Source organism: Kitasatospora sp. NPDC088861 (assembly GCF_044750105.1).
In the GTDB taxonomy this organism is placed as follows: Bacteria; Actinomycetota; Actinomycetes; order Streptomycetales; family Streptomycetaceae; genus Kitasatospora.
This window is the reverse complement of record NZ_JBIVJF010000038.1, coordinates 14452-38435: the sequence shown is the minus strand read 5'-3', so window position 1 is coordinate 38435 and position 23984 is coordinate 14452. Positions and strand designations below refer to the sequence as shown.

Genomic DNA, 23984 nt, shown 5'->3' with positions numbered 1-23984 from the left:
TCAGTCCTCCTGGTGGGAAAGGGTGGTGGTGCCGTCGGTGTCGCCGGTCGTCTCGGTGATCCTGGCGGCCAGGATCGGCCCGATCTGGGCGAGCGAGCCGGCTTGGGTCATCCGGTCGTGCCGGGTGGTGATCTCGTGGGATTCGATCCGGCCGGCGACGTACGGGCGCCAGATTGCGGGCCCCGCGTTGTCCTCGGCCCGGTCGATCGTGGAGTTGAACAGCAGCAGGTCTCCGCCGAACCTGCCGGGGACGAAGTCGACCGCCAGCTTGGCGTTGTTGATCATGATCTCGACGATCACCTCGATCTGTCGCTCGTTCAGGCCGGCCAGCGCGCTGCCCCGCCGGTTCAGGACCTCGGCAACCTCGGCGTAGGTGATCTCCTGGTCGCCCAGCTCGTCCGGGTCGACGTCGAGCACCCCGACGAGCACGTCGCGCACGGTGGGCACCGGCACCTCCGCGAACTGCACGTCCTTCACCGGGTAGGCGTCGAGGATCGCCAGCAGTGCGGTCCGTTCGCCGCGCGACTGCAGCTCGCAGGCGAGCGCGTGGGCGATCAGCCCGCCGGCGGACCAACCGAGGAGCAGGTACGGGCCCTCCGGCTGGATCTTCTGGATCTGGTCGGCGTAGTCGGCCGCCATCTCCTCATAGGACGTCGGCAGGGGTTCGGGCCGGCCGAGGCCGCGTGCCTGGATGGCGTAGACCGGGTGCTGCGGGCCGAGGTGGTTCAGCAGTCCGCTGTACGACCAGCTGATGCCGCCGCCGGGGTGGACGCAGAACAGCGGTGTGCCGGTCCCGGTCGAACGCAGCGGCAGCACCACGTCCAACGCGTCGTCGGGATTGTCCATGACCAGGCGCTCGGTGAGACCGGCCACGGTCGGCGCCTCGAACAGCATGCGCAGGCCCAACTCCAGGCCGAGCGTCTCGCGGACGCGGGAGGCCAGGCGGGCGGCCAGCAGCGAGTGCCCGCCCAGGTCGAAGAAGTTGTCATCGATGCTCACCTGCTCCCGGCCGAGGACCTCGGCGACGAGACCGCACAGCAGCTGCTCCTGCGGCGTCCGGGGTCCGCGCCCGGCATCCGAGGCCCCGTACTCGGGGGCGGGCAGGGCGGCCCGGTCGAGCTTGCCGTTGGCGGTCAGCGGCAGCGCGTCCAGGGTGACGAACGCCGCCGGCACCATGTAGTCGGGCAGGTCGCGGCGCAGCCGGCCGGACAGCTCGGCCGCCTCGGGCGCGCCCTCGGGGGCGGGCACCAGGTAGGCGACCAGGCGCTTGTCGCCCGGCCGGTCCTCGCGGGCGACCACGGCCGCCTGGACGACGCCCGGGCAGCCCGCCAGGACGGCCTCGATCTCGCCGGGCTCGATCCGCAGGCCGCGCAGCTTGACCTGGTGGTCGGCGCGTCCGGCGAAGTCCAGCGCGCCGTCGGTCCGCCACGACGCGAGGTCGCCGGTGCGGTACATCCGGCTGCCGGACGGCCCGTACGGGTCGGCGGTGAAGCGCTCCGCCGTCAGGCCGGCCCGCCCGAGGTAGCCGCGGGCCACGCCCGTCCCCGCGAGGTACAGCTCGCCGACCATGCCGGTCGGCATCGGGCGCAGCCGGTCGTCGAGCACGTAGGCGCGCGTGTTCGCCATCGGCCGGCCGATCGGCACGGTCGCGGCGTGTTCGGGGAGGTCGCCCACCGGGTGCCAGGTGGCCAGGGTGGTGGCCTCGGTGGGCCCGTAGCCGTTGACCACCGCGATGCCGGGGCAGGCCGCCAGCACCCGGGCGACGGCGGCCGGGGAGACCACGTCGCCGCCGGTCCACACCTCGCGCACCCCGGCGAGCAGGCCCGGGCGCTCCTCGGCGACCAGGCGGAACAGTCCGGCCGTGAGCCACAGTCCGGTCACCCCGTTCGAGGTGATCGTGTGCTGGAGCAGGTCGAGGTCGAGCTGCTCCGGCGGCGCCACCACGACCCGGCCGCCGTTGAGCAGCGGGACCCACAGCTCGTAGGTGGAGAGGTCGAAGGCCGTCGGGGAGTGCATCAGCACCCGCTCGTGTCCACCGCCCCGCCATTCGGGGGTGAGCGCGAGGCCCGCCACGTCACGGTGGGTGACGGCCACGCCCTTCGGTCGGCCGGTCGAGCCGGAGGTGTACATGATGTACGCCAACTGCCCGGGTTCACAGGGGACTTCGACGTCGGACGGATCGGCGGCCTCGGACTGCACCAGTGCGGTGAGCACCTCCCGGGTGAGCACCAGGGCGGCCCCGCTCTCCCGCAGGATCAGGTCGATCCGGGAGGAGGGGAAGCGCGAGTCCAGCGGCACGTAGGCGCCGCCGGCCTTGATGATCGCCAGGATCGCCACGACCAGCTCCGCCGAGCGGTCCAGCATGACCGCGACCGGCGTCTCCGGCCGTACGCCCTGGCGGATCAGCGCCCGCGCCAGGCGGCCGGCCCGCTGGTCGAGCTCCGCGTAGGTCAGCTCGGTGCCGCCGGCCACGACCGCGACCGCCTCCGGGGTGGCCCGCACCTGGCGGGCGAACAGCTCCGGCACCGCGGCCCGGGGCAGCTCGGCCGCGGCGCCGTTGGAGCCGGCGAGCAGTCGGCGGCGTTCCTCGACGGGCATGATGTCGATCCGGCTGATCGGCCGGTCGGGGTCGGCGACGGCCGCGCGCAGCAGACGGGCCAGGCGCTCGAACAGCAGCTCCACGGTGGGCGCGTCGAACAGGTCGGTGGCGTACTCCACGGCACCGACCAGGCCGTCGGGGGCCCCGTCCGGGCGGAACTGCTCGGCCAGGCTGAAGGTCAGGTCGACCCGCGCGGTCCCGGTCTGCGCCTCCAGGTGGCCGGTCTCCAGCCCCGGCAGCGCGAACTCGCCGAGCGGCGCGTTCTGCAGGGCCAGCATGATCTGGAACAGCGGGTGGTGGGCCAGCGACCGCGCGGGGTTGACCACCTCGACCAGGTACTCGAACGGCACGTCCTGGTGGTCGTACGCGCTGAGCGCCTTCTGCCGGACCCGGCCGAGCAGTTCGGCGAAGCCGGGGTCCCCGCCGGTGTCGGTGCGCAGCACCAGGGTGTTGACGAAGAAGCCGACGAGCTCGTCCAGCGCCTCGTCGGTACGGCCGGCGATCGGACTGCCGACCGGGATGTCCGTGCCGGCGCCGAGCCGGGTGAGCAGGGCCGCGAGTCCGGCCTGGAGCACCATGAACATGCTGGCGCCGCGCGCGGCGGCCAGGTCCCGCAGGGCCTGGTGCAGGTCGGCGTCCAGCCGGACCGCGACCCGGTCGCCCCGCTGGGAGGCCACCGGCGGACGCGGCCGGTCGGCGGGCAGCTGCAGCTGTTGCGGGACGCCGGCCAGCTCGTCCTTCCAGTAGGCCAGTTGCCGGGCGAACAGGCTGTCCGGGTCGGCGGTGTCCCCGAGCAGGTCGCGCTGCCAGGCGCTGTAGTCGGCGTACTGCACCGGCAGCGGGGACCACTGCGGGGCCTCGCCCCGGCAGCGGGCCGCGTAGGCCGCGGCGAGGTCACCGGAGAGCGGGCCCATCGACCAGCCGTCGGCGGCGATGTGGTGCACCACGACCAGCAGCGCGTGCCGGTCGGGGGCGAGCGCGTACAGCTCCGCCCGGACGGGCGGCTCCGTGGCCAGGTCGAAGCCGCGCCGGGCCGTCTCCGCCAGCCGTTCGGCCAGTGCGCTCTCGTCGATCTCCATCACCGGCAGCGCGGGGCGCGCCTGAGCGGCGCTCAGCACGACCTGGTACGGCACGCCGTCGATCTCGCGGAAGACCGTCCGCAGGCTCTCGTGCCGGGCGACCACGTCCGCGAGCGCGGCGTGCAGGGCCGGGCGGTCCAGTTCGCCGGTCAGGCTGAGCGCGAGCGGCATGTTGTAGGTGGCGCTCGGCCCGTCCATCCGGTGCAGGAACCACAGGCGACGCTGGGCGAAGGAGAGCGGCACCCGGTCGGGGCGGGCCTGGGCGGTCAGTGCGGGCCGCACAGCTCCGGAGCCCTCCAGGCCGGCGGCCAGCCCGGCCACGGTCGGGGTCTCGAACAGCGTCCGGACCTCCAGCTCCGCGCCGAGGACCGCCCGGACCCGGGAGGCCAGGCGGGTCGCCAGCAGCGAGTGCCCGCCCAGGTCGAAGAAGCTGTCGTCGACGCCGACCTGGGCCAGGCCGAGCACCTCGGCGAACAGCTCGGCGAGGAGCTGCTCCTGCGGGGTGCGCGGCGCCCGTCCGGCCGCGACCGGGCCGAGGTCCGGTGCGGGCAGCGCACGGCGGTCGAGCTTGCCATTGGCCGTCAGCGGCAGCGCCTCCAGCGCCACGAACGCCGAGGGGACCAGGTAGTCGGGCAGCCGGTCCCGCAGCCAGTCGCGGAGTTCGCCCAGGAGGGCGCCGGCGCCCCGGTTGCCGGTCGGGCGGTTGGTCAGCGAGGACAGCGACGATCCCGTGGCCCGGGCCGGCCGGTACGCCTCGACCGGGGAGCCGTGGAGCGCCCGGGGGTCGGTGAAGACGACGTCCACGGCGTCCGCCGCGGTGGCCGACCAGGTGATGGCCGTCGAGCGGCCGAACTCCGACCCGAGGGCGTGGAAGTCCTCCGGATCGGGGAGGCCGCCGTCCTCCGGGGCGTGCATCCGTTCCAGCAGCTCGGCGAGCGAGCCGTCCCCGTTCTGCACGGCCCGGGCCAGAGCGGCTTCCCGCGCCACCCGGCGGTTGGGCACCCCGGTGACCCGCAGCACGCCCGCGAGCGGCTGGGCGAGCAGCTCGCGCAGTTCGGCCAGGCCGGCGACCTGCCGCCCCCACTCCAGCTCGACCGGCCGGCTCGTGGCCGCCGGGGTGACCGGTGGCTTGTACAGCGTCACGTCGTAGCGGTAGCGGCTCAGTTCGTTGTGGTGGCGGCCGCGCTTGACCTCGACGGCCGTCGGGCCGATGTCCGTACCGTGCTCCCGCAGGACGGTGAAGAAGTCCGGGTCGACCAGGAGCTCCTTCTCCACCCGCAGGGCCTGCTCCACCGTGCGGCGCACCGCCGTGAGGTCCGCACCTTCGCCGACCCGGTGGAGCTGGACGGCGGTGGCCAGCGGACGCAGCAGCCGCAGGTTGCGGACGTCGCCGACGAAGAGCGCGCCGCCGGGGGCCAGCAGCCCCATCAGCTTCCCGATCACGTCGGCGAGGTACTCGGCGGACGGGAAGTACTGCACCACCGAGTTGATCACGATGGTGTCGAACTCCCCGGCCGGGAGCCCGTCGGTGTCGTGCGCCGGGCGGGTCTGCAGCACCACGCGCCCGGCCAGGTCCTCCTGCCCGGCCACCTGGGCGGTGAGCGCCTCGATCGCGGTGGCGGAGAAGTCGGCCGCCCAGTACGTCTCGCAGTGCGGTGCGATCTGCGAGAGCAGCAGACCGGTGCCGACGCCGACCTCCAGCACCCGGCGGGGGCGCAGGGCCAGGATGCGGGCGACGGTCGCGTCCCGCCACTCCCGCATCTGCTCGACGGGGATCGGGCTAGCGTCGTAACTGCTGTTCCAGCCCACGAAGTTCTGGCCGAAGCCGGCGTCCTCGGGAGCGATGGGCAGGGCGTCGTAGATGTCCTGCCACTCGCCCACGTGGTCCGCTTCCAGGGCGCTGTCGCGGGCCTCCTCCTGGCGGGGGACGACGTAGCCGATGAGCCGGTCGTCCTGGGCGAGGACCGCGGCCCGGGCGACGGCCGGGTGCTCGGCCAGGGCCGTCTCGACCTCGCCGGGCTCGACCCGGAAGCCGCGCACCTTCACCTGGTCGTCCGCGCGGCCGACGTACTCCAGCTGCCCGTCGCCGAGCCAGCGGACCAGGTCGCCGGTGCGGTACATCTGAGCACCGGCTGGGCCGAACGGGCAGGCGACGAACCGTCCGGCCGTCAGGCGCGGCCGGTTCAGGTAACCGCGGGCCAGACCCGCGCCCGCGACGTAGAGCTCGCCGGGAACGCCGGGCGGCACCGGCCGCAGCCGGTCGTCCAGCACGTACACCCGAGCGTTGGCGATCGGCCGACCGATCGGCGGTACGCCCGCCCCCGGGGACAGCGGGTCGCTCATGGTCGCGCACACCGTCGTCTCGGTCGGACCGTACGCGTTGACCATCCGCCGGCCCGGCGCCCACCGGGCCACCAGCTCCGGCGGGCAGGCCTCCCCCGCCACGACCAGTGTCGACACCGCCACCGAGCCTTCCGGCACGGCGGCCAGGACGGACGGCGGCACGGTCGCGTGGGTGACCGCCAGGCCCGGGTCGGTCAGCGCGGCCACCAGGTCCGCCGCCGGAGGCAGCACCAGGGCCGCACCGCGCAGCAGCGCGGTGTAGATCTCCGACACCGAGGCGTCGAAGCTGGGCGAGGCGAACTGGAGCACCCTGCTGCCGGGTTCGATCGCGAACCGCTCGATCTGGGCGGCGACCAGGCTCGCGACACCGCCGTGGGGGACCACGACACCCTTGGGGCGGCCGGTCGAGCCCGAGGTGTAGATCACGTAGGCCGGGTGCCGGACGTCGAGTGCGACGTCCGGGTCGGTGTCCGGCCAGTCGCCCTCGGCCACCATGGCGGCGTCGTCGACCATCAGCGCCGGGCGGGCGTCCGCCAGCATGAAGTCGATCCGCGCCTGCGGGTACACCGGATCCACCGGCAGGTACGCCGCCCCGGCCTTCAGGACGCCCAGGACCGCGACCACCGCCTCCACCGAGCGCGGCAGGGCCACCGCCACCAGCTGCTCCGGGCCCACCCCCCGGGCGATCAGCGCGTGAGCGAACCGGTTCGCCCGCGCGTTCAACTCCCGGTACGTCAACTCGACGTCGCCGCGGACGAGGGCGACCGCGTTCGGCGTCGCCGCCACCTGCGCCGCGAAGGCCTGCGGCACCGGGACGGCGCCCACCTCGCGGGCGGTCGCGTTGCCCCGTTCCAGCAGCCGGTGCCGCTCGTCGGAGTCGAGGAGGTCGATCCCCCCGATCGACCGGTCCGGGTCGGCGGTGACCACCTCCAGCAGGAGCGTCCAGCGCCGCACGAGGGCTTCGACCGTCGAGCGGTCGAACAGGTCGGTGGCGTACTCCGCCGCGCCGACGATCCCGTCCGGGCTGCCGTCGGGGCCGAACCGCTCGACGAGGCTCACCCCGAGGTCGAACTTGGCGGTTCCGGTGGCCACCGCGTAGGTGGCCACCTCCAGGCCCGGCAGCGAGAACCGGCCCATCGGGGCGTTCTGCACGGCCAGGATGGTCTGGAACAGGGGGTGGTGGGACAGCGAGCGGGACGGGTTCAGCGCCTCCACCAGGTGCTCGAAGGGCACGTCCTGGTGGGCGTACGCCGACAGCGCCGTCTCCCGCACCCGCCCGAGCAGTTCGGCGAAGCTCGGATCACCGCTGGTGTCGGTGCGCAGCACCAGCGTGTTCACGAAGAACCCGACCAGGTCGTCCAACCCCTCGTCGGTACGGCCCGCGATCGGGCTCCCGATCGGGATGTCCGTCCCCGCACCCAGCCGCGTGTACAGCGCCGCCAGCGCCGCCTGCAGCACCATGAACAGACTGGTGCCGGTGTTCCGCGCCAGCTCGGTCAGAGCGGCGTGCAGTTCGGGGCTCAGCTCCAGGCCGACGTGGTCCCCGTGCCAGCCCGCGACGGCCGGCCGCGGCCGGTCGGCGGGCAGCCGGAGCAGCTCCGGCAGGTCGGACAGCTGGCGCTTCCAGTAGCCGAGCTGCTCGGCGAACCGGCTCTGCGGGTCGGCTGCGTCGCCGAGCAGGTCGCGCTGCCAGAGCGTGTAGTCGGCGTACTGCACCGGCAGGTTCGACCGACTCGGCGCACGGCCCTCGCTCCGGGCGGCGTACGCCTCGGCCAGGTCGCGGGCCAGCGGGCCGGTCGACCAGCCGTCACCGGCGATGTGGTGCATCACCAGCAGCAGCACGTGCTCGTCCGGCGCCACCGCGAACAGCTCCGCCCGCAGCGGCGGCTCCGCCGCCAGGTCGAAGGGCCGCCGGGCGAACTCGGCGAGCCGTTGGTGCAGCTCGGCCTGCGAGACCTCGGTCAACCCGGCCCGGGGCCGGGCCTCGGCCGGGTCCAGGACCCGCTGGCACGGGACGCCGCCCACCTCCGGGAACACCGTCCGCAGGCTCTCGTGCCGGGCCACCACGTCGGCCAGCGCCTCGTCCAGCGCCGCCCGGTCGAGCGTCCCGGTCAGCTGGAGCGCCAGCGGGATGTGGTAGGTCGCGGTGCTGCCGTCCATGCGGTGCAGGAACCAGAGCCGGCGCTGGGCGAAGGACAGCGGTACGGCCTCCGGCCGCTCCCGCGCGGTCAGCGCCGGGCGGGCGTTGCCGGCCTCCATCAACGACCCGGCCAGACCCGCCACCGTGGGCTCCTGGAACAGCGCGCGCAGCCCCAGCTCCACGCCGAGCACCGAGCGCACCCTGGCGGCCAGCCGGGTGGCAAGCAGCGAGTGCCCGCCGAGGTCGAAGAAGTCGTCGTCGATCCCGACCTGCGGGCGACCCAGCACCTCGGCGAACAGCTCGCACAGGACCTGCTCCTGCGGGGTGCGCGGTGCCCGTCCCACAGCCGTGGTCGCGTCCTCGGGCGCGGGCAGCGCGGCCCGGTCCAACTTCCCGTTCGGCGTCAGCGGCAGCGCCTCCAGCAGCACGAACGCCGACGGCACCAGGTAGTCCGGCAGGCGCTCACGCAGGTACGCCGCCAACTCCGCCGGACGGACGGTCGTGCCCGGACGAGCCGTGACGTAGCCGACGAGCCGGTCGTCCTGGGCCAGGACCGCGGACTGCGCGACGGCGGAGTGCCCCGCCAGGGCCGCCTCGATCTCGCCGAGTTCGACCCGGAAGCCACGGACCTTCACCTGGTCGTCGGCGCGGCCGACGTACTCCAGCTCCCCGTCGGCCCGGCGGCGCACCACGTCCCCGGTGCGGTACATCCGCTCGCCGACCGCCCCGAACGGGCAGGCGACGAACCGCCCCGCCGTCAGGCCCGGCCGGTCCAGATAGCCGCGCGCCAGCCCCGGCCCCGCGACGTACAGCTCCCCCGCCACGCCCGGCGGCACCAGGCAGAGCCGCTCGTCCAGCACGTACACCCGGAAGCCCGCGACCGGCCGGCCGATCGGCGGCACGCCCGAGCCCGCCGCCAGCGGGGCGCTCATCGTCGCGCACACCGTCGTCTCCGTCGGACCGTACGCGTTGACCATCCGCCGGCCGGGCGCCCAGCGTGCCACCAGCTCCGGCGGGCAGGCCTCACCCGCCACCACCAGGGTGGTGGCCGTGAGCTCGGCGCCGTCCAGCGCGGCCAGGGCCGAGGGCGGCAGCGTCACATGGGTGACGCCGAGCCGGTGGTCCGTCAGCGCCTCCAGCGGGGCGTCCGCCGGGGCCAGGACGAGGGCGGCACCGCTGAGCAGGGCGCTGCACAGGTCCCAGAACGACGCGTCGAAGCTGGGCGAGGCGAACTGGAGCACCCGGCTGCCGGGCACCACGCCGAGCCGCTCGACCTGCGCCGCCACCAGGCCCGACACGCCGCTGTGGCTCACCACCACGCCCTTGGGGCGGCCGGTCGAGCCCGAGGTGTAGATCACGTACGCCGGGTGCCGGACGTCGGGCACGACCACCGGATCGGTGTCCGGCCAGTCGCCCTCGGCCACCAGGGCCGGATCGTCGACCACCAGCGCCGGACGGGCGTCCTCCAGCATGAACGCGATCCGCGCCTTCGGGTACGTCGGATCCACCGGCAGGTACGCCGCCCCGGCCTTCAGCACGCCCAGGACGGCCACCACCGACTCCACCGACCGCGGCAGCGCCACCGCCACCAGCTGCTCCGCACCCACACCCCGGGCGATCAGGGCATGCGCGAACCGGTTCGCCCGGGAGTCCAACTGACGATACGTCAGCTCGACACCGCCGGAGACCAGCGCGACCGCATCCGGCGCCGCCGCCACCCGCGCCGCGAACAGCGCCGGCAGGCTCGCCGCGGCCTCCCCTTCCTCCACGGCGGGGAGCAGCTCACCGCTCTCCTCGGCGGACAGCAGGTCGATCCCGCCGATCCGCCGGTCCGGAGCCGCGGCGACCGCGGCCAGCAACCTGGTCCAGCGGGCGACCAACGTCTCGACCGTCGCGCGGTCGAACAGGTCGGTGCTGTACTCGACCGCGCCGCCGAGCCCGGCCGGCGCACCGCCGGGCCCGTACTCCTCCGCGAGGCCGAAGGTCAGGTCGAGCCGCGAAGTCCCGGTGGGCACCGCCACTCCGGAGACCCGGAGGCCGGGGAGTTCGAAGTCGCCGCCCGGCGCGTTCTGCACGACCAGCCCGGTCTGGAACAGCGGGTGGTACGACAGCGACCGGGACGGGTTCAGTGCCTCCACCAGGTGCTCGAACGGCACGTCCTGGTGCCCGAACGCCTCCAGCGCCGCCTCCCGCACCCGCCCCACCAGCTCGGCGAACGACGGATCACCGCCGGTGTCCGTGCGCAGCACCAGCGTGTTGACGAAGAACCCGACGAGGTCGTCCAGCGCCTCGTCCGTACGCCCCGCGATCGGGCTCCCGATCGCGATGTCCGTCCCCGCGCCCAACCGCGTGTACAGCGCGGCGAGCGCCGCCTGCAGCACCATGAACAGCGTCGCACCCGATCGCCGCGCCAACTCCACCAGGGCGGCGTGCAGTTCGGCGTCGATCCGGATGTCCAGCAGGTCGCCGCCGTACGACATGGCGGCCGGGCGCGGCCGGTCGGCGGGCAGTTGCAGCTGGTCGGGCAGCCCGGCCAGCGCCTCGGTCCAGTAGCCGATCTGGCGGGCGAACACGCTGCCCGCGTCGTGCTCGTCGCCGAGGATCTCGCGCTGCCACAGGGTGTAGTCGCCGTAGGTCACCGGCAGCGGCGGCCACGCGGGTGTCCCGCCGCCCTGCCGGGTGGCGTAGGCGGTGGCGAGGTCGTGGGCCAGCGGGTCCATCGACCAGCCGTCGCCGGCGATGTGGTGCATCACCAGCAGCAGCACGTGCTCGTCCGGCGCCACCGCGAACAGCTCGGCCCGCAGCGGCACGTCCGAGGTCAGGTCGAAGCCGCGCACCGCCGCCTCGCGCAGCAGGGCCGGCAGCTCCGCCTCGCCGGCCGCGCGCGCCGTCAGCGGGACGACGGCCTCGGCGGCCTCCAGCACCCGCTGGTGCGGGACTCCGCCGGTGTGCGGGAAGACCGTGCGCAGGGTCTCGTGCCGGGCCACCACGTCCACCAGCGCGGCGCTCAGGGCGGCCCGGTCGAGGCGGCCGGACAGCCGCAGGGCCAGCGGCAGGTGGTAGGTGGCACTCGGTGCGCCGAACTGCTGGAGGAACCAGAGCCTGCGCTGGGCGAACGACAGCGGCATCGGCTCACGGCGCGGCCGGGGCACCAGGGCCTGCCGCGCGGTGCCCGCGCCGTTCAGCCCGGCCGCGAGCCCGGCGGGCGTCGGCGTCCGGAACAGGCTGCGCAGCTCCAGCTCGACGCCGAGGGTCGCCCGGACCCGCGACATCAGGCGGGTGGCGAGCAGGGAGTGCCCGCCCAGGTCGAAGAAGTCGTCGTCGACCCCGACCCGCGGCACGCCCAGGACCTCGGCGAACAGCTCGCACAGGATCTGCTCCTGCGGGGTGCGCGGCGCGCGCCCGGCTCCGGCCGGGCCGAGGTCGGGGGCGGGCAGCGCCGCGCGGTCCAGCTTCCCGTTCGGCGTCAGCGGCAGTGCGTCCAGGAGCACGAAGGCCGACGGCACCAGGTGGTCCGGCAGCCGCTCGCGCAGGTACGCCGCCAGTGCCGCCGCAGTGGCCGGGTCCTGCGTCGAGGCCACCGCGTACGCGACGATCCGGGTCTCGCCCGGCCGGTCCTCGCGGGCGAGCACCGCGACCTGGGCCACGCCCGGGTGCGCGGCCAGCTCCGCCTCGATCTCGCCGGGCTCGACCCGGAAGCCGCGCACCTTCACCTGGTGGTCCACCCGGCCCGCGAACTCCAGCTCGCCGTCGGCCGACCACCTGACCAGGTCACCGGTGCGGTACATCAGCGCGCCCGCCGGGCCGTACGGGTTCGCGACGAACCGCGTGGCGGTGAGCCCGGGCCGGTTCAGGTAGCCGCGGGCCAGCCCCGCCCCGGCCAGGTACAGCTCACCCGTCACGCCGGGGGCGACCGGCCGCAGGGCCGGATCCAGCACGTACGCCCGGCAGTTGTCGATCGGACGGCCGATCGGCACCGGAAGCGGGCAGTCGGCGGGGTCGGCCGGCAGCGGGAAAGCGGTGATCACGTGGGTCTCGGCAGGCCCGTAGTGGTTGTGCAGCGTCCGGCCCGGGCGACGGGCCTGGAAGCGGCGCACCGCGCCGCCGAGCCGCATCGCCTCGCCGGCCTGCGCGACCAGCCGCAGACTCGGCAGCTCCAGCCCGGCCTCCTCGGCGGCCTCGGCCAGCGCCTCGACCACCAGGTTGGGTGCGAACAGCTCGGCGACCCGGTGCCGGTCGAGCCAGTGCGCGAACAGTTCGGCGCTGCGGCGCTGCTCCTCGGTCGGCACGACCAGGGTCTTGCCGTACAGCAGCGCGGAGAGCACCTCCTGCACCGAGACGTCGAAGCTGATCGCGGTGAACTGCGCGGTGCGGGTGCCGGGTTCGCCGCCGACGGCCTCGTGGTGCCACGCCAGCAGGTTCAGCAGCCCTGCGGCGGGCATCACCACGGCCTTGGGCCGGCCGGTGGAGCCGGAGGTGTAGATGACGTAGGCCGGGTGCCGCGCGTCCACGGCGACGGCCGGGTCGTGCTCCGGCCGCTCCTCTGCCGGGGTGACGGCCGCGAGGTCGTCCAGGACGACGGCCGGCCGGGCGTCCTCCAGCATGTACGCGATGCGGGCGGCCGGGTAGTCCGGGTCGATCGGCAGGTACGCCGCGCCCGTCTTGAGCACGGCGAGGACGGCGACCACCAGCTCGGCGGAGCGCGGCAGCCGCAGGGCGACGACCTGCTCCGGCCCCACCCCGCGCGCGATCAGCGCGTGCGCCAGGCGGTTGGCCCGGCGGTTCAGCTCGCGGTACGTCAGCACGGTGTCCTCGAACACCACCGCCGGGGCCTGCGGGGTCGCCCGGACCTGCGCCTCGAAGAGGGCCGGCAGGCCGTCTGCGGGAACCGGTCGGGCGGTGTCGTTGCGCGCCACCAGCAGCTCGTGCCGCTCCTCGGCGGTGAGGACGTCGATCCGGCTCAGCGGCCGGTCCGGCTCGGCGACCACCGCCGCCAGCAGGCGCAGCCACCGGGCGACCAGCGCCTCCACCGTGGTGTGCTCGAACAGGTCGGTGCTGTACTCGACCCGCCCGACGATGCCCTCGGCCAGCCCGCCGGTGCCGCCGCGCTCCAGCAGGTGGAAGCCGAGGTCGAACATCGCCGTGGGCGTGCGGACCAGGAGGATCTCGGCGCCCAGACCGCTCAGCTCGAACTCCGTGCGGGGCACGTTCTGCAGCGCGAGCAGCACCTGGAACAGCGGCTGACGGGCGAGCGACCGGGACGGGTTGAGGGCCTCGACGACGTGCTCGAACGGCAGGTCCTGGTGGGCGTACGCGCCGAGCGCGTCCTCCCGGACCCGGCCCAGCAGCTCGGCGAACGACGGGTCGCCCGAGGTGTCGGTCCGCAGCACCAGGGTGTTGACGAAGAAGCCGACGAGGTCGTCCAGCGCCTGGTCCGTCCGGCCGGCGATCAGGCTGCCGACCGGGATGTCGTCGCCCGCGCCGAGCTTGTCCAGCACCGCCGCCAGCGCGGCCTGCAGCACCATGTAGACGCTGGCCCCGTGCTCCCGGCCCAGGCGCACCAGTGCGCCGTGCAGTTCCGCGTCCAGGTCGATCGCGAGGTGGCCGCCGGCATATGAGGGTGCGGAGGGGCGGTGGCGGTCGACGGGAAGCCGGATCTGCTCGGGCAGGTCCGCCAGCGTCCGTGTCCAGTAGGCCGTCTGGCGGGCGAACAGGCTGTCCTGGTCGGCCGCGTCGCCAAGCAGCTGGTGGTGCCACAGGGTGTAGTCGGCGTACTGGACGGGCAGCGGCGCCCACTGCGGTTCCTCGCCCCGGCAGCGCGCCGCGTACGCGGTGGCCAGGTCGGCCGACAACGGGCCCAGCGACCAGCCGTCACCGGCGATGTGGTGGACCACCACCAGCAGCACGTGCTCGTCCGGTGCCGTCTCGAACAGCTCGGCACGCAGGGGTGGTTCGATGGCGAGGTCGAATCCGCGCGCCGCGGCCGCCACCAGCAGCTCCGGCAGGTCCGTCCCGCCGGCCCTGGTGACCGACAGCCGCGGCCGGACCGTCCGCGCGTCCAGCACGTCCTGGTACGGCACCCCGTCGACCTGCGGGTAGACCGTGCGCAGGCTCTCGTGCCGGTTGACGACGTCAGCCAGCGCCTCCTCCAGAGCCGCCCGGTCCAGTGGGCCGGAGAGCCGCCACGCCAGCGGCATGTTGTAGACCGAACCGGCGCCCTCCAACTGGTCCAGGAACCACAGCCGGCGCTGCGCGAAGGACAGCGGGACCCGGTCGGGCCGGTCAGCGTGGCGCAGCGCGACCCGCGCCTGGCCGGCTCGGCCGAGTCCGGCGGCCAGCCCGGCCACCGTCGGCGTCTCGAACAGGCTGCGCAGTTCCAGTTCCACGCCCAGGGTGGCACGCGCCCGGGCCACCAGCCGAGTCGCCAGCAGCGAGTGTCCGCCGAGCTCGAAGAAGTCGTCGTCGACCCCGACCTCGGCCACGCCCAGCACCTCGGCGAACACCTCTGCGACGACCTGCTCCTGCGGGGTGCGCGGGGCCCTGCCGGTCCTCGGCGCGGTGTGGACGGGTGCGGGCAGCGCGCGCCGGTCCAGCTTGCCGGTGGCGGTCAGCGGCAGGCTCCCCAGGGGCACGAAGGCAGCCGGGACCATGTAGTCCGGCAGTCGCTCGCGCAGGTGGGCCCGCAGCTCGTCCGGCCGGAGTTCCGCCCCGGCGACGGCCACCGGGTAGGCGACCAGCCGCACGTCCCCTGCGCGGTCCTCCCGGACGGTCACCGCGACCTGGGCGACCTGCGGATGTTCCGCCAATGCCGCCTCGATCTCGCCGAGTTCGATCCGGAAGCCGCGCACCTTGACCTGGTCGTCGGTCCGGCCGAGGAACTCCAGGTTCCGGTCGGCGCCCCAGCGCACCAGGTCGCCGGTGCGGTACATCTGCGCACCGCGCGGACCGAACGGGTCCGCCACGAACCGTGCCGCGGTGAGCGCCGGCCGGTTCAGGTAGCCGCGGGCCAGGCCCGCGCCGGCGAGGTACAGCTCACCCGCCACGCCCGCGGGCACGGGCTGCAGCGTGCTGTCGAGGACGTACAGCCGGATACCCCCGAGCGGCCGGCCGATCACCGGGCGCGGACTCGATTCCAGCGGTGCGACGACGGCGTCCACCGTGCATTCGGACGGCCCGTAGTAGTTCAGGCAGGACACGCGGTCGACGGCCCGCAGCCGCTCCCACAGCTGGTCCGGAACGGCCTCCCCGCCCATCGAGACCACCGCGGGACGGCGCCCCGGGTCGTCCAGGAGCCCCCGTCCGACGAGCACTTGCAGATAGGACGGGGTGGCGTTGACGTAGTCCAGGCCGGCGCGCTTGACGTAGTCGACGAAGGCGTCCGGGTCGGACCAGGTCGCCTCGTCCAGGACGTGCAGCTCGTGGCCCGCGTACAGGCTGGACAGCTGGTCGCAAGAGGCGTCGAAGGACACCGAGGTGGTCAGCCCGATCCGCAGCCGCTCCTTCGTCCCCCGGGGGAACAGCAGCGGACGCTGGCTGACGAACAGGTTGAGCAGGCCGCCGTGGGTCGACACCACGCCCTTGGGCCGGCCGGTGGAGCCGGAGGTGTAGATCACGTAGGCCGGGTGCCTCGGTTCGACGGCCACCAGGGGGTCCGTCGCGGGGCAGTCGGCCACCAGCGCGGCTGTCGCCGGGTCGTCGAGCACCAGCCACCCGGCCGGGCGGGCCTCCGGCAGCCGGTCCCGGGTCCGGGCATCGGTCACCACCAGGACCGGGCCTGCGTCGTCCATCATGTGCCCGATCCGCGTGGCCGGGTACTCGGGATCGACCGGGACGTAGGCCGCCCCGGTCTTGAGCACCGCGAGGATCGCCACCACCAGCTCGGCCGACCTCGGCAGGGCCACCGCCACCAGCCTCTCCGGCCCCGCGCCCCGCACGATCAGGGCGTGCGCCAACCGGTTCGCCCGCTCGTCCAACTGCTCGTACGTCAGCGAGACGTCACCGCACACCAAGGCCACCAGGTCCGGCGTCGCCCGCACCTGTGCCCGGAACAGCTCCGGCGCGCTCGCGGCCGGAAGCTCCACCTCCGGTCCGGTGCCCAGTGCCGTCAGCTCATCGCGCTCCTCCGCGGAGAGAAGGCCGTACCGGCTCAGCCGCCGCTGCGGGTCGGCGACCGCGGCGCGGAGAAGTCGCTCCAGGCGCCCGAACATCGTCTCGACGGTGGCCGGGTCGTAGAGGTCGTCGGCGTACTCGACGATCCCGTCGATTCCCTCCGGGGAACCGTCCCGCGCCTGCCGCTCGGACATGGTGAAGATCAGGTCGAGTTTGGCGGTGGTCGTCGCCAGGGGCATGTCGTCGACGTGCAGCCCGGGCGGGGCGAAGTCGGCCCGGGGCGCGTTCTGCAGCGCCAGCATCACCTGGAACAGCGGGTGGTGCGCCAGCGACCGCGCCGGGTTGAGGGCTTCGACCAGGTGCTCGAACGGCAGGTCCTGGTGGGCGTACCCGGCCAGCGAGGTGTCCCGGACCCGCGCCAGCAGCTCGGCGAAGGTCGGATCGCCCGAGGTGTCGGTGCGGAAGACCAGGGTGTTGACGAAGTAGCCGACCAGCTCGTCCAGTGCCTGGTCGGTCCGGCCGGCGACCGGGCTGCCGACCGGGATGTCGTCGCCCGCGCCGAGCTTGCTCAGCAGTGTCGCCAGTCCGGCCTGGAGGACCATGAACAGACTGGTGCCGTGTTCCCGGGCGAGCTCGCGCAGACCGCGGTGCAGCTCCGCGTCCAGTCCGACGTGCACGAAGCCGCCCCGGTGCGAGGCGACCGCCGGGCGGGGCCGGTCGGCGGGCAGCTGGATCCGCTCCGGGAGATCGGCCAACTGCCGTGTCCAGTAGGCCGCCTGGCGGGCGAGCAGGCTGTCCGGCTCGGCGGATCCACCGAGCAGCTCGTGCTGCCAGAGGGTGTAGTCGGCGTACTGGACCTGCAGTTCCTCCCACTGCGGTTCCTCGCCGCGGCAGCGCGCCGCACAGGCGGCGGTCAGGTCCCGCGTGAGCGGGCCCAGCGACCAGCCGTCACCCGCGATGTGGTGGAGCACCACCTGGAGCACGTGCTCGTCCGGCGCCAGCTCGAACAGGTCGACCCGCAGCGGCGCATCGCCCGCCAGGTCGAACGGCCGGTCCTTCGCCGCCGCCATCAGGGCGGGCAGCTCGGCCTCGGTGGTCCGGCTCACGAGCAGCCGCGGGCGGCCCGCCACGACGTCCAGCACCTGCTGGTGCGGCACGCCGTCCACCGCCGGGAAGACGGTGCGCAGGCTCTCGTGTCGCCCGACCACGTCCGCCAGGGCGGCCTCCAGGGCCCGCCGGTCCAGGGCCCCGGACAGCCGCCAGGCCAGGGAGATGTGGTAGTTGGCGCCAGCGCCCTCCAGCTGGTGCAGGAACCACAGCCGCCGCTGCGCGAACGACAGCGGGATCAGCTCGGGGCGCTCGCGCCGTACCAGGGCGGCCTGAGCCGGTCCGGCCGCCGCCAGGGCGGCGGCCAGGCCGGCCGGGGTCGGCGCCTCGAACAGGGTCCGCAGCGGCATCTCCACGCCGAGCGTGGCACGGATCCGGGCGGCCAGGCGGGTCGCCAGCAGCGAGTGCCCGCCCAGGTCGAAGAAGCCGTCCTCGACGCCGACCGAGGTCGCGCCGAGGACCTCGGCGAACAGCTCGCACAGGACCTGCTCCTGCGGGGTACGCGGCGCGCGGCCGGTGCCCGCGGTGGCGAGGTCGGGAGCGGGCAGGGCCCGGCGGTCCAGCTTGCCGTTGGCGGTCAGCGGCAGCGCGTCCAGCACCACGAAGGCCGACGGCAGCATGTGCTCGGGCAGCCGCCCGGCCAGGTGCGCGCGCAGGTCGGCCGCGCGCGGTGCGGTGCCGGTGGCGGGCACCAGGTAGGCGACCAGCCGGGTGTCATCGGCGCGGTCCTGCCGGGCCAGCACGGCGACCTGGGCGACGCCGGGGTGCGCGGCGAGGGCCGCCTCGATCTCGCCGAGCTCGATCCGGAAGCCGCGCACCTTCACCTGCTGGTCGGCCCGGCCGACGTAGCGCAGGCTGCCGTCCGCCGCCCGGCGCACCACGTCGCCGCTGCGGTACATCCGGGAGCCGGCCGGCCCGAACGGGTCGGCCACGAACCGCCCGGACGTCAGACCCGGCCGGTTCAGGTAGCCGCGCGCCAGGCCCGCGCCCGCGACGTACAGCTCGCCGGGCACGCCCGGGGCGACCGGGCACAGGCCGCCGTCGAGCACGTACGCCCGCAGGTCCGGGATCGCCGTGCCGATCTGGCCGGCCGGGGTACCGGACCGGTCGAGTGCCGCGTGGGTGACGTGCACCGTGGTCTCGGTGATGCCGTACATGTTGACCAGCCGCGGCGCGTCGTCCGGGTGCCGCTCGTACCAGCTCGCGAGGCGGGCGGGCTCCAGCGCCTCGCCGCCGAACACCACCGTGCGCAGGGCGAGTTCACGGCCGGTCCCGGGCGCCTCGGCGTCCGCCTGGATCAGCTGGTGGAAGGCGGACGGCGTCTGGTTGAGCACGGTCACCCGCTCGCGGGCGAGCAGTTCCAGGAACCGGCCGGGCGAGCGGCTGGTCTCGTGGTCCACGACCGCCAGCCGGCCGCCGTGCAGCAGCGCGCCCCACAGCTCCCACACCGAGAAGTCGAAGGCGTAGGAGTGGAAGAGCGTCCAGACGTCCTCGGCGGAGAAGCCGAACAGTTCCCGGGTGGTGTCGAACAGCCGCACCACGTTCCGGTGCGGGACCACGACGCCCTTGGGGTCGCCGGTGGAGCCGGAGGTGTGGATGACGTACGCGGGGTGGGCGGGGTCGACCGCGACCTCCGGGTCGGTGTCCGGCTGTCCGTCCAGGTCGGCGGTGTCCAGCAGCAGCCGGTCCACGCCGTCCGCTCCGGGCAGGTCGCCGGTCCGGCCGGTCGTCACGAGCAGCGCGGGCCGGGCGTCCTGGAGCAGGTAGGAGATCCGGGCCGCGGGGTACTCCGGGTCCACCGGCACGTACGCGGCGCCGGCCTTGAGCACCGCGAGGATCGCGACCACCAGCTCGGCCGAGCGCGGCAGCGCCACCGCCACCAGCCGCTCCGGCCCCACGCCCCGGCCGATCAGGGCGTGTGCGAGCCGGTTGGCCCGGGCGTTCAACTCGCCGTAGGTCAGGGCGACTTCGCCGTCCTTGAGGGCGACGGCGGCCGGGTTCGCCCGGACCTGCCGCTCGAACAGCGCGGTGATGCTGCTCTCCGGCGCCTGCGCGCCGAGGCCTCCGCTGTCCGGGAGCAGCGCGCTCAGCTCGTCGGCGGACAGCACGTCCACCCGGCCGATCCGCCGGCCAGGGTCGGCGGCCACGGCCCGCAGCAGTCGCAGCCACCGCTCGACGATCCTGGCGGCGGTGGCCTCGTCGAACAGGTCGGTGCTGTACTCCAGGACGCCCGAGAGGCCGTCGGGCTGTTCGGCCAGGACGAAGGTCAGGTCGCACTTGGCCGTCCCGGTCTGGACCAGATCGGTCGCCACCCGCAGCCCCGGCAGCTCGAACGCGCCGAGCGGAGCGTTCTGCAGGGCGAGCATGGTCTGGAACAGCGGGTGGTGCGCCAGCGTCCGGGACGGGTTCAGTGCCTCCACCAGCTGCTCGAACGGCACGTCCTGGTGCGCGTACGCGGCGAGCGCGTCGGCGCGCACCCGGCCGAGCAGTTCGGTGAAGGACGGGTCGCCCGACAGGTCGGTGCGCAGCACCAGGGTGTTGACGAAGAAGCCGACCAGGTCGTCCAGCGCCTCGTCGGTGCGTCCGGCGATCGGCGTTCCGATCGGGACATCGGTACCGGCGCCGAGCTTGCCCAGCAGCGCGGCCAGCCCGGCCTGGAGCACCATGAACAGGCTGGCCCCGCCGTCCCGGGCGAGCGCGCGCAGGCCCTGGTGCAGCTCGGCTTCGATCCGCACCGGCAACTGGGCGCCCCGGTAGGACATCGCCGTCGGCCGGGGCCGGTCGAACGGCAGCTCCACCTGCTCGGGCAGGTCCGCCAGCTGCGCGCGCCAGTAGGCGAGTTGGCCGTTCAGCAGGCTGTCCGGGTCCGAGCCGTCGCCGAGCAGGTCCCGCTGCCACAGGGCGTAGTCGGCGTACTGGACGGTCAGCGGCGCCCACTCCGGCTTCGCGCCCTCGGCGCGGGCCGCGTAGGCGGTCGTCAGGTCCTGCGAGAGCGGCCCCGTCGACCAGCCGTCACCGGCGATGTGGTGCACCACCAGGAGGAGCACGTGCTCCTCCCGTCCCAGCCGGAACAGTTCGGCGTGCAGCGGCGGCTCCGCGGCGAGGTCGAATGCGCGCCGGGCCGCCTCGGCCAGCCGGTCCGGCAGGTCACGCTCGCCGACCTCGGTCATCCGCAGCCGCGGCCGGGCCGCGTCGGGGTCCAGCACCCGCTGGTACGGCACGCCGTCGACCGCCGGAAACACCGTGCGCAGGCTCTCGTGCCGCTCGACCAGGTCCGCGAGGGCGGCCGCCAGGGCCCGCTGGTCCAGCTCTCCGGACAGCCGCAGCGTCAGCGGGATGTTGTACGTGGCGCTCGGGCCCTCCATGCGGTGCAGGAACCAGAGCCGGCGCTGCGCGAAGGACAGCGGGACCGTCCCCGGCCGCTCCCGCCGTCCCAGGGCCGGCCGTGCCCGGCCGGCGGCGTCCACCGCCGCCGCCAGCTCCGCCACCGTCGGCGCGTCGAACAGGTCGCCCAGCCGCAGTTCCACGCCGAGGATCGTCCGCGCCCGAGCGACCAGCCGGGTGGCCAGCAGCGAATGCCCGCCGAGGTCGAAGAAGCTGTCGTCCAAGCCGGGCTCGGACACCCCGAGGACCTCGGCGAACAGCCCGACGAGCAGGTGCTCGGTCGCGGTGCGCGGGGCGCGGCCCGGCGTGGCGGGCTGTGACTCGGGCGCGGGGAGGGCCCGCCGGTCGAGCTTGCCGTTCGGCGTCAGCGGCAGTGCGTCCAGGACCACGAACGCCGACGGCACCATGTACTCCGGCAGCCGCTCGCGCAGCCGGGCCCGCAGGTCGTCCGGCTGGACGACCTGCCCCGCCGCGGGAACGGCGTAGGCGACCAGCCGGGGTTCCTCCTCGTTGCGCACCGTCACGGCGGCCCGGGCGACCTGGGGGTGTTCGGCGAGCACGGCCTCGACCTCGCCGAGCTCGACCCGGAAGCCGCGAACCTTGACCTGGTCGTCGGTCCGGCCGAGGAACTCCAGGTTCCCGTCCGGGTTCCAGCACACCAGGTCCCCGGTGCGGTACATCCGCGATCCGGACGGCCCGAAGGGGTCCGCCACGAAGCGCCCGGCCGTCAGCACCGGCCGGTTCAGGTAGCCCCGGGCCAGTCCCGCGCCCGCGATGTACAACTCACCCGGCACGCCGGTCGGCAGCGGCCGCAGGGCGCCGTCGAGCACGTGCAGCCGGGCGTTGGTGACGGGTCGGCCGATGACCGGGCGCGGGCTCGAACCCACCGGCGCGACCACCGAGTTGACCGTGCACTCGGACGGCCCGTAGAGGTTGAGTCCGCGAACCCCTCCGGCCTCCCGCAGGTCCGCCCAGAGCTGCTCGGGGACGGCCTCGCCGCCCGCCGCGACCAGCGTCGGCCGCCACTGCGGATCGCTCAACAGCCCGTGCGTGACCAGGACCCGGAGGTAGGACGGGGTGGCCTCGATGTAGTCGAGCCCGCAGCGCGCGGCGTAGCCGACGAAGGCGTCCGGGTCGGTCCAGGTCGCGTGGTCCAGAACGTGCAGCTCGTGGCCCCCGAACAGGGCGAGCAGCTGGTTCAGGGAGGCGTCGAAGGACACCGACGTGGTCAGCGCGACCCGCAGCCGCTGCCGTCCGTCGAGCACCGGCCGGAACATGGCCTGCCGGTGGTCGGTGAGCAGGTTCAGCAGGCCGCCGTACGTCGGCAGCACGCCCTTGGGCCGCCCGGTGGAGCCGGAGGTGTAGATGACGTACGCCGGGTGTGCCGGATCGACGGCCACCCTCGGGTCCGTATCCGGCAGCGCGTCCAGGTCGGCGGTGTCAAGCACCAGCCGGTCGACGGAGCCCGCCTCGGGCAGCCGCTCGCCGCTGCGGGCGTCGGTCACCAGCAGCGTCGGCCGCGCGTCGTCGAGCAGGTACCCGATCCGGGCGGCCGGGTACTCCGGGTCGACCGGGACGTACGCCGCGCCGGTCTTCAGCACCGCGAGGATCGCCACCACCAGCTCGGCCGAGCGCGGCAGCGCCACCGCCACCAGCCGCTCCGGTCCGGCGCCGCGGGCGATCAGGGCGTGCGCCAGCCGGTTCGCGCGCGCGTCCAGCTCCGCGTACGTCAGCGAGACGTCCCCGCAGACCAGCGCGACGAGGTCCGGGGTCGCCCGCACGTGCTCCCGGAACAGCTCCGGCAGGCTCGCGGCCGGGACCGCCGCCGCCGGCCCGCTGCCGACGGCCGCCAGCTCGCCGTGTTCCTCGGCCGTGAGCAGCTCGATCCGGCCCACCAGGTCGTCCGGGTCGCAGTCCGCGAGGGTGTCGAGCAGCAGGAGCAGCCGCTGCTGGTGCGCGGCGAGGTCGTCGTCGCCGTACGCCTGCGGTGCGCCGTGGAGCCTGAGGAGCGGGGGGTTGCCGTCCCGGTAGTCGAACACCCAGACCGCCAGGTCGGTGGTCGAGCCCGACACGAAGTGGTGCACGGAGGCGGGGTGCCCGGCGAAGCTCGGCCTGGAGTTGAAGGCCATGATGTTGACGATCAGCGGGAACGCCGTCCCGATGCCGCCGGGCGCGCCGAGGTCGCGCAGCAGGTCCTCACTGCGGTAGCGCTCGTGCGCGACGGCCGCCTCGACCTCCCGTGCCGTCTGGGCGACGAGCTCGCGCCACGACATGTCCGGCCGCACCGTCATCCGCAGCGGCACCACGTTGGACATCGTGCCGGGCACGGCCATCAGGTCGCGGTCGGCGCCCCGGCGGGCGGTGACGGGCAGGGCGAGCACCACGTCCTGGGCGCCGGTCAGCCGGTGAGCGTAGAGCGCCGTCGCCGCGATCAGCAGCCGGGACCACCGGACGCCGACCCGGCCGGCCGCCGCCCGCAGGGCGTCCGGGCGCCGCAGTTCCCGTTCCTCGGCCAGCCGGAGGGCGAGGTTGGGGTCGGTCGGGGAGGCGCCGGTGAGCCGGGTGGGGGCGGGCCGGTCCGCGAAGCGCTCCGTCCAGTAGGCGCGGTCGGCGGCGAAGTCGGTGGACGAGCGGTAGGCGGCGTCGCTGTCGACCAGGTCCCGCAGGGAACCGAACGGGCACGGCGGCTCGGCGCCGCCCCCGGCCAGCGCCGAGTACACCTCGCCGACCCGCTGCCGGACCAGCGAGCTGCTCAGCGCGTCCAGCACCACGTGGTGGTAGTTCAGGTACCAGAGGTACTCGGTCGGTGACAGCCGGATCAGCGCGTGCCCGAACAGCGGGTCGCGGGAGAGGTCCAGCGGGCGCAGCAGGTCACGTTCCATCCACTCCCGGGCCGCCGCACGGGGGTCGGGCTCCCCGCTGAGGTCGAGGTGCGCCGGCGCCCAGTCCCAACTCTCCCGGAGGACCTGGCGCGGGCCCTCGCCGTCGTCGAGGAAGCTCACGTGCAGGGCGTCGACCTCGTCGACCACCCGGCGCACCGCGGTCTCGAACAGCTCCCGGTCCACCGGCCCGTGGATCTCCAGGCACTCACCGACGCGGTAGCCCGGGATCGGGTTCCGGGACCGCTGTTCGGCGAGCCAGATCTCGCGCTGGGCCGCTGTCAGGGGAAGGGTGTCGCCATCGCGACGGGACATGGGGGTACCTCCGAAAGTGTGGGCAGGCG

1 protein-coding gene is annotated in these 23984 nt (G+C 74.6%); it reads right to left on the bottom strand.

Annotation, left to right across the window (positions count from 1 at the left end; genetic code table 11):
• Positions 1 to 23955 (bottom strand): non-ribosomal peptide synthase/polyketide synthase, encoded by a 23955-nt coding sequence (locus tag ACIP37_RS34800; protein WP_400845158.1) that lies wholly within the window; start codon positions 23953 to 23955, stop codon positions 1 to 3.
• Positions 23956 to 23984: the final 29 nt, after the last annotated feature.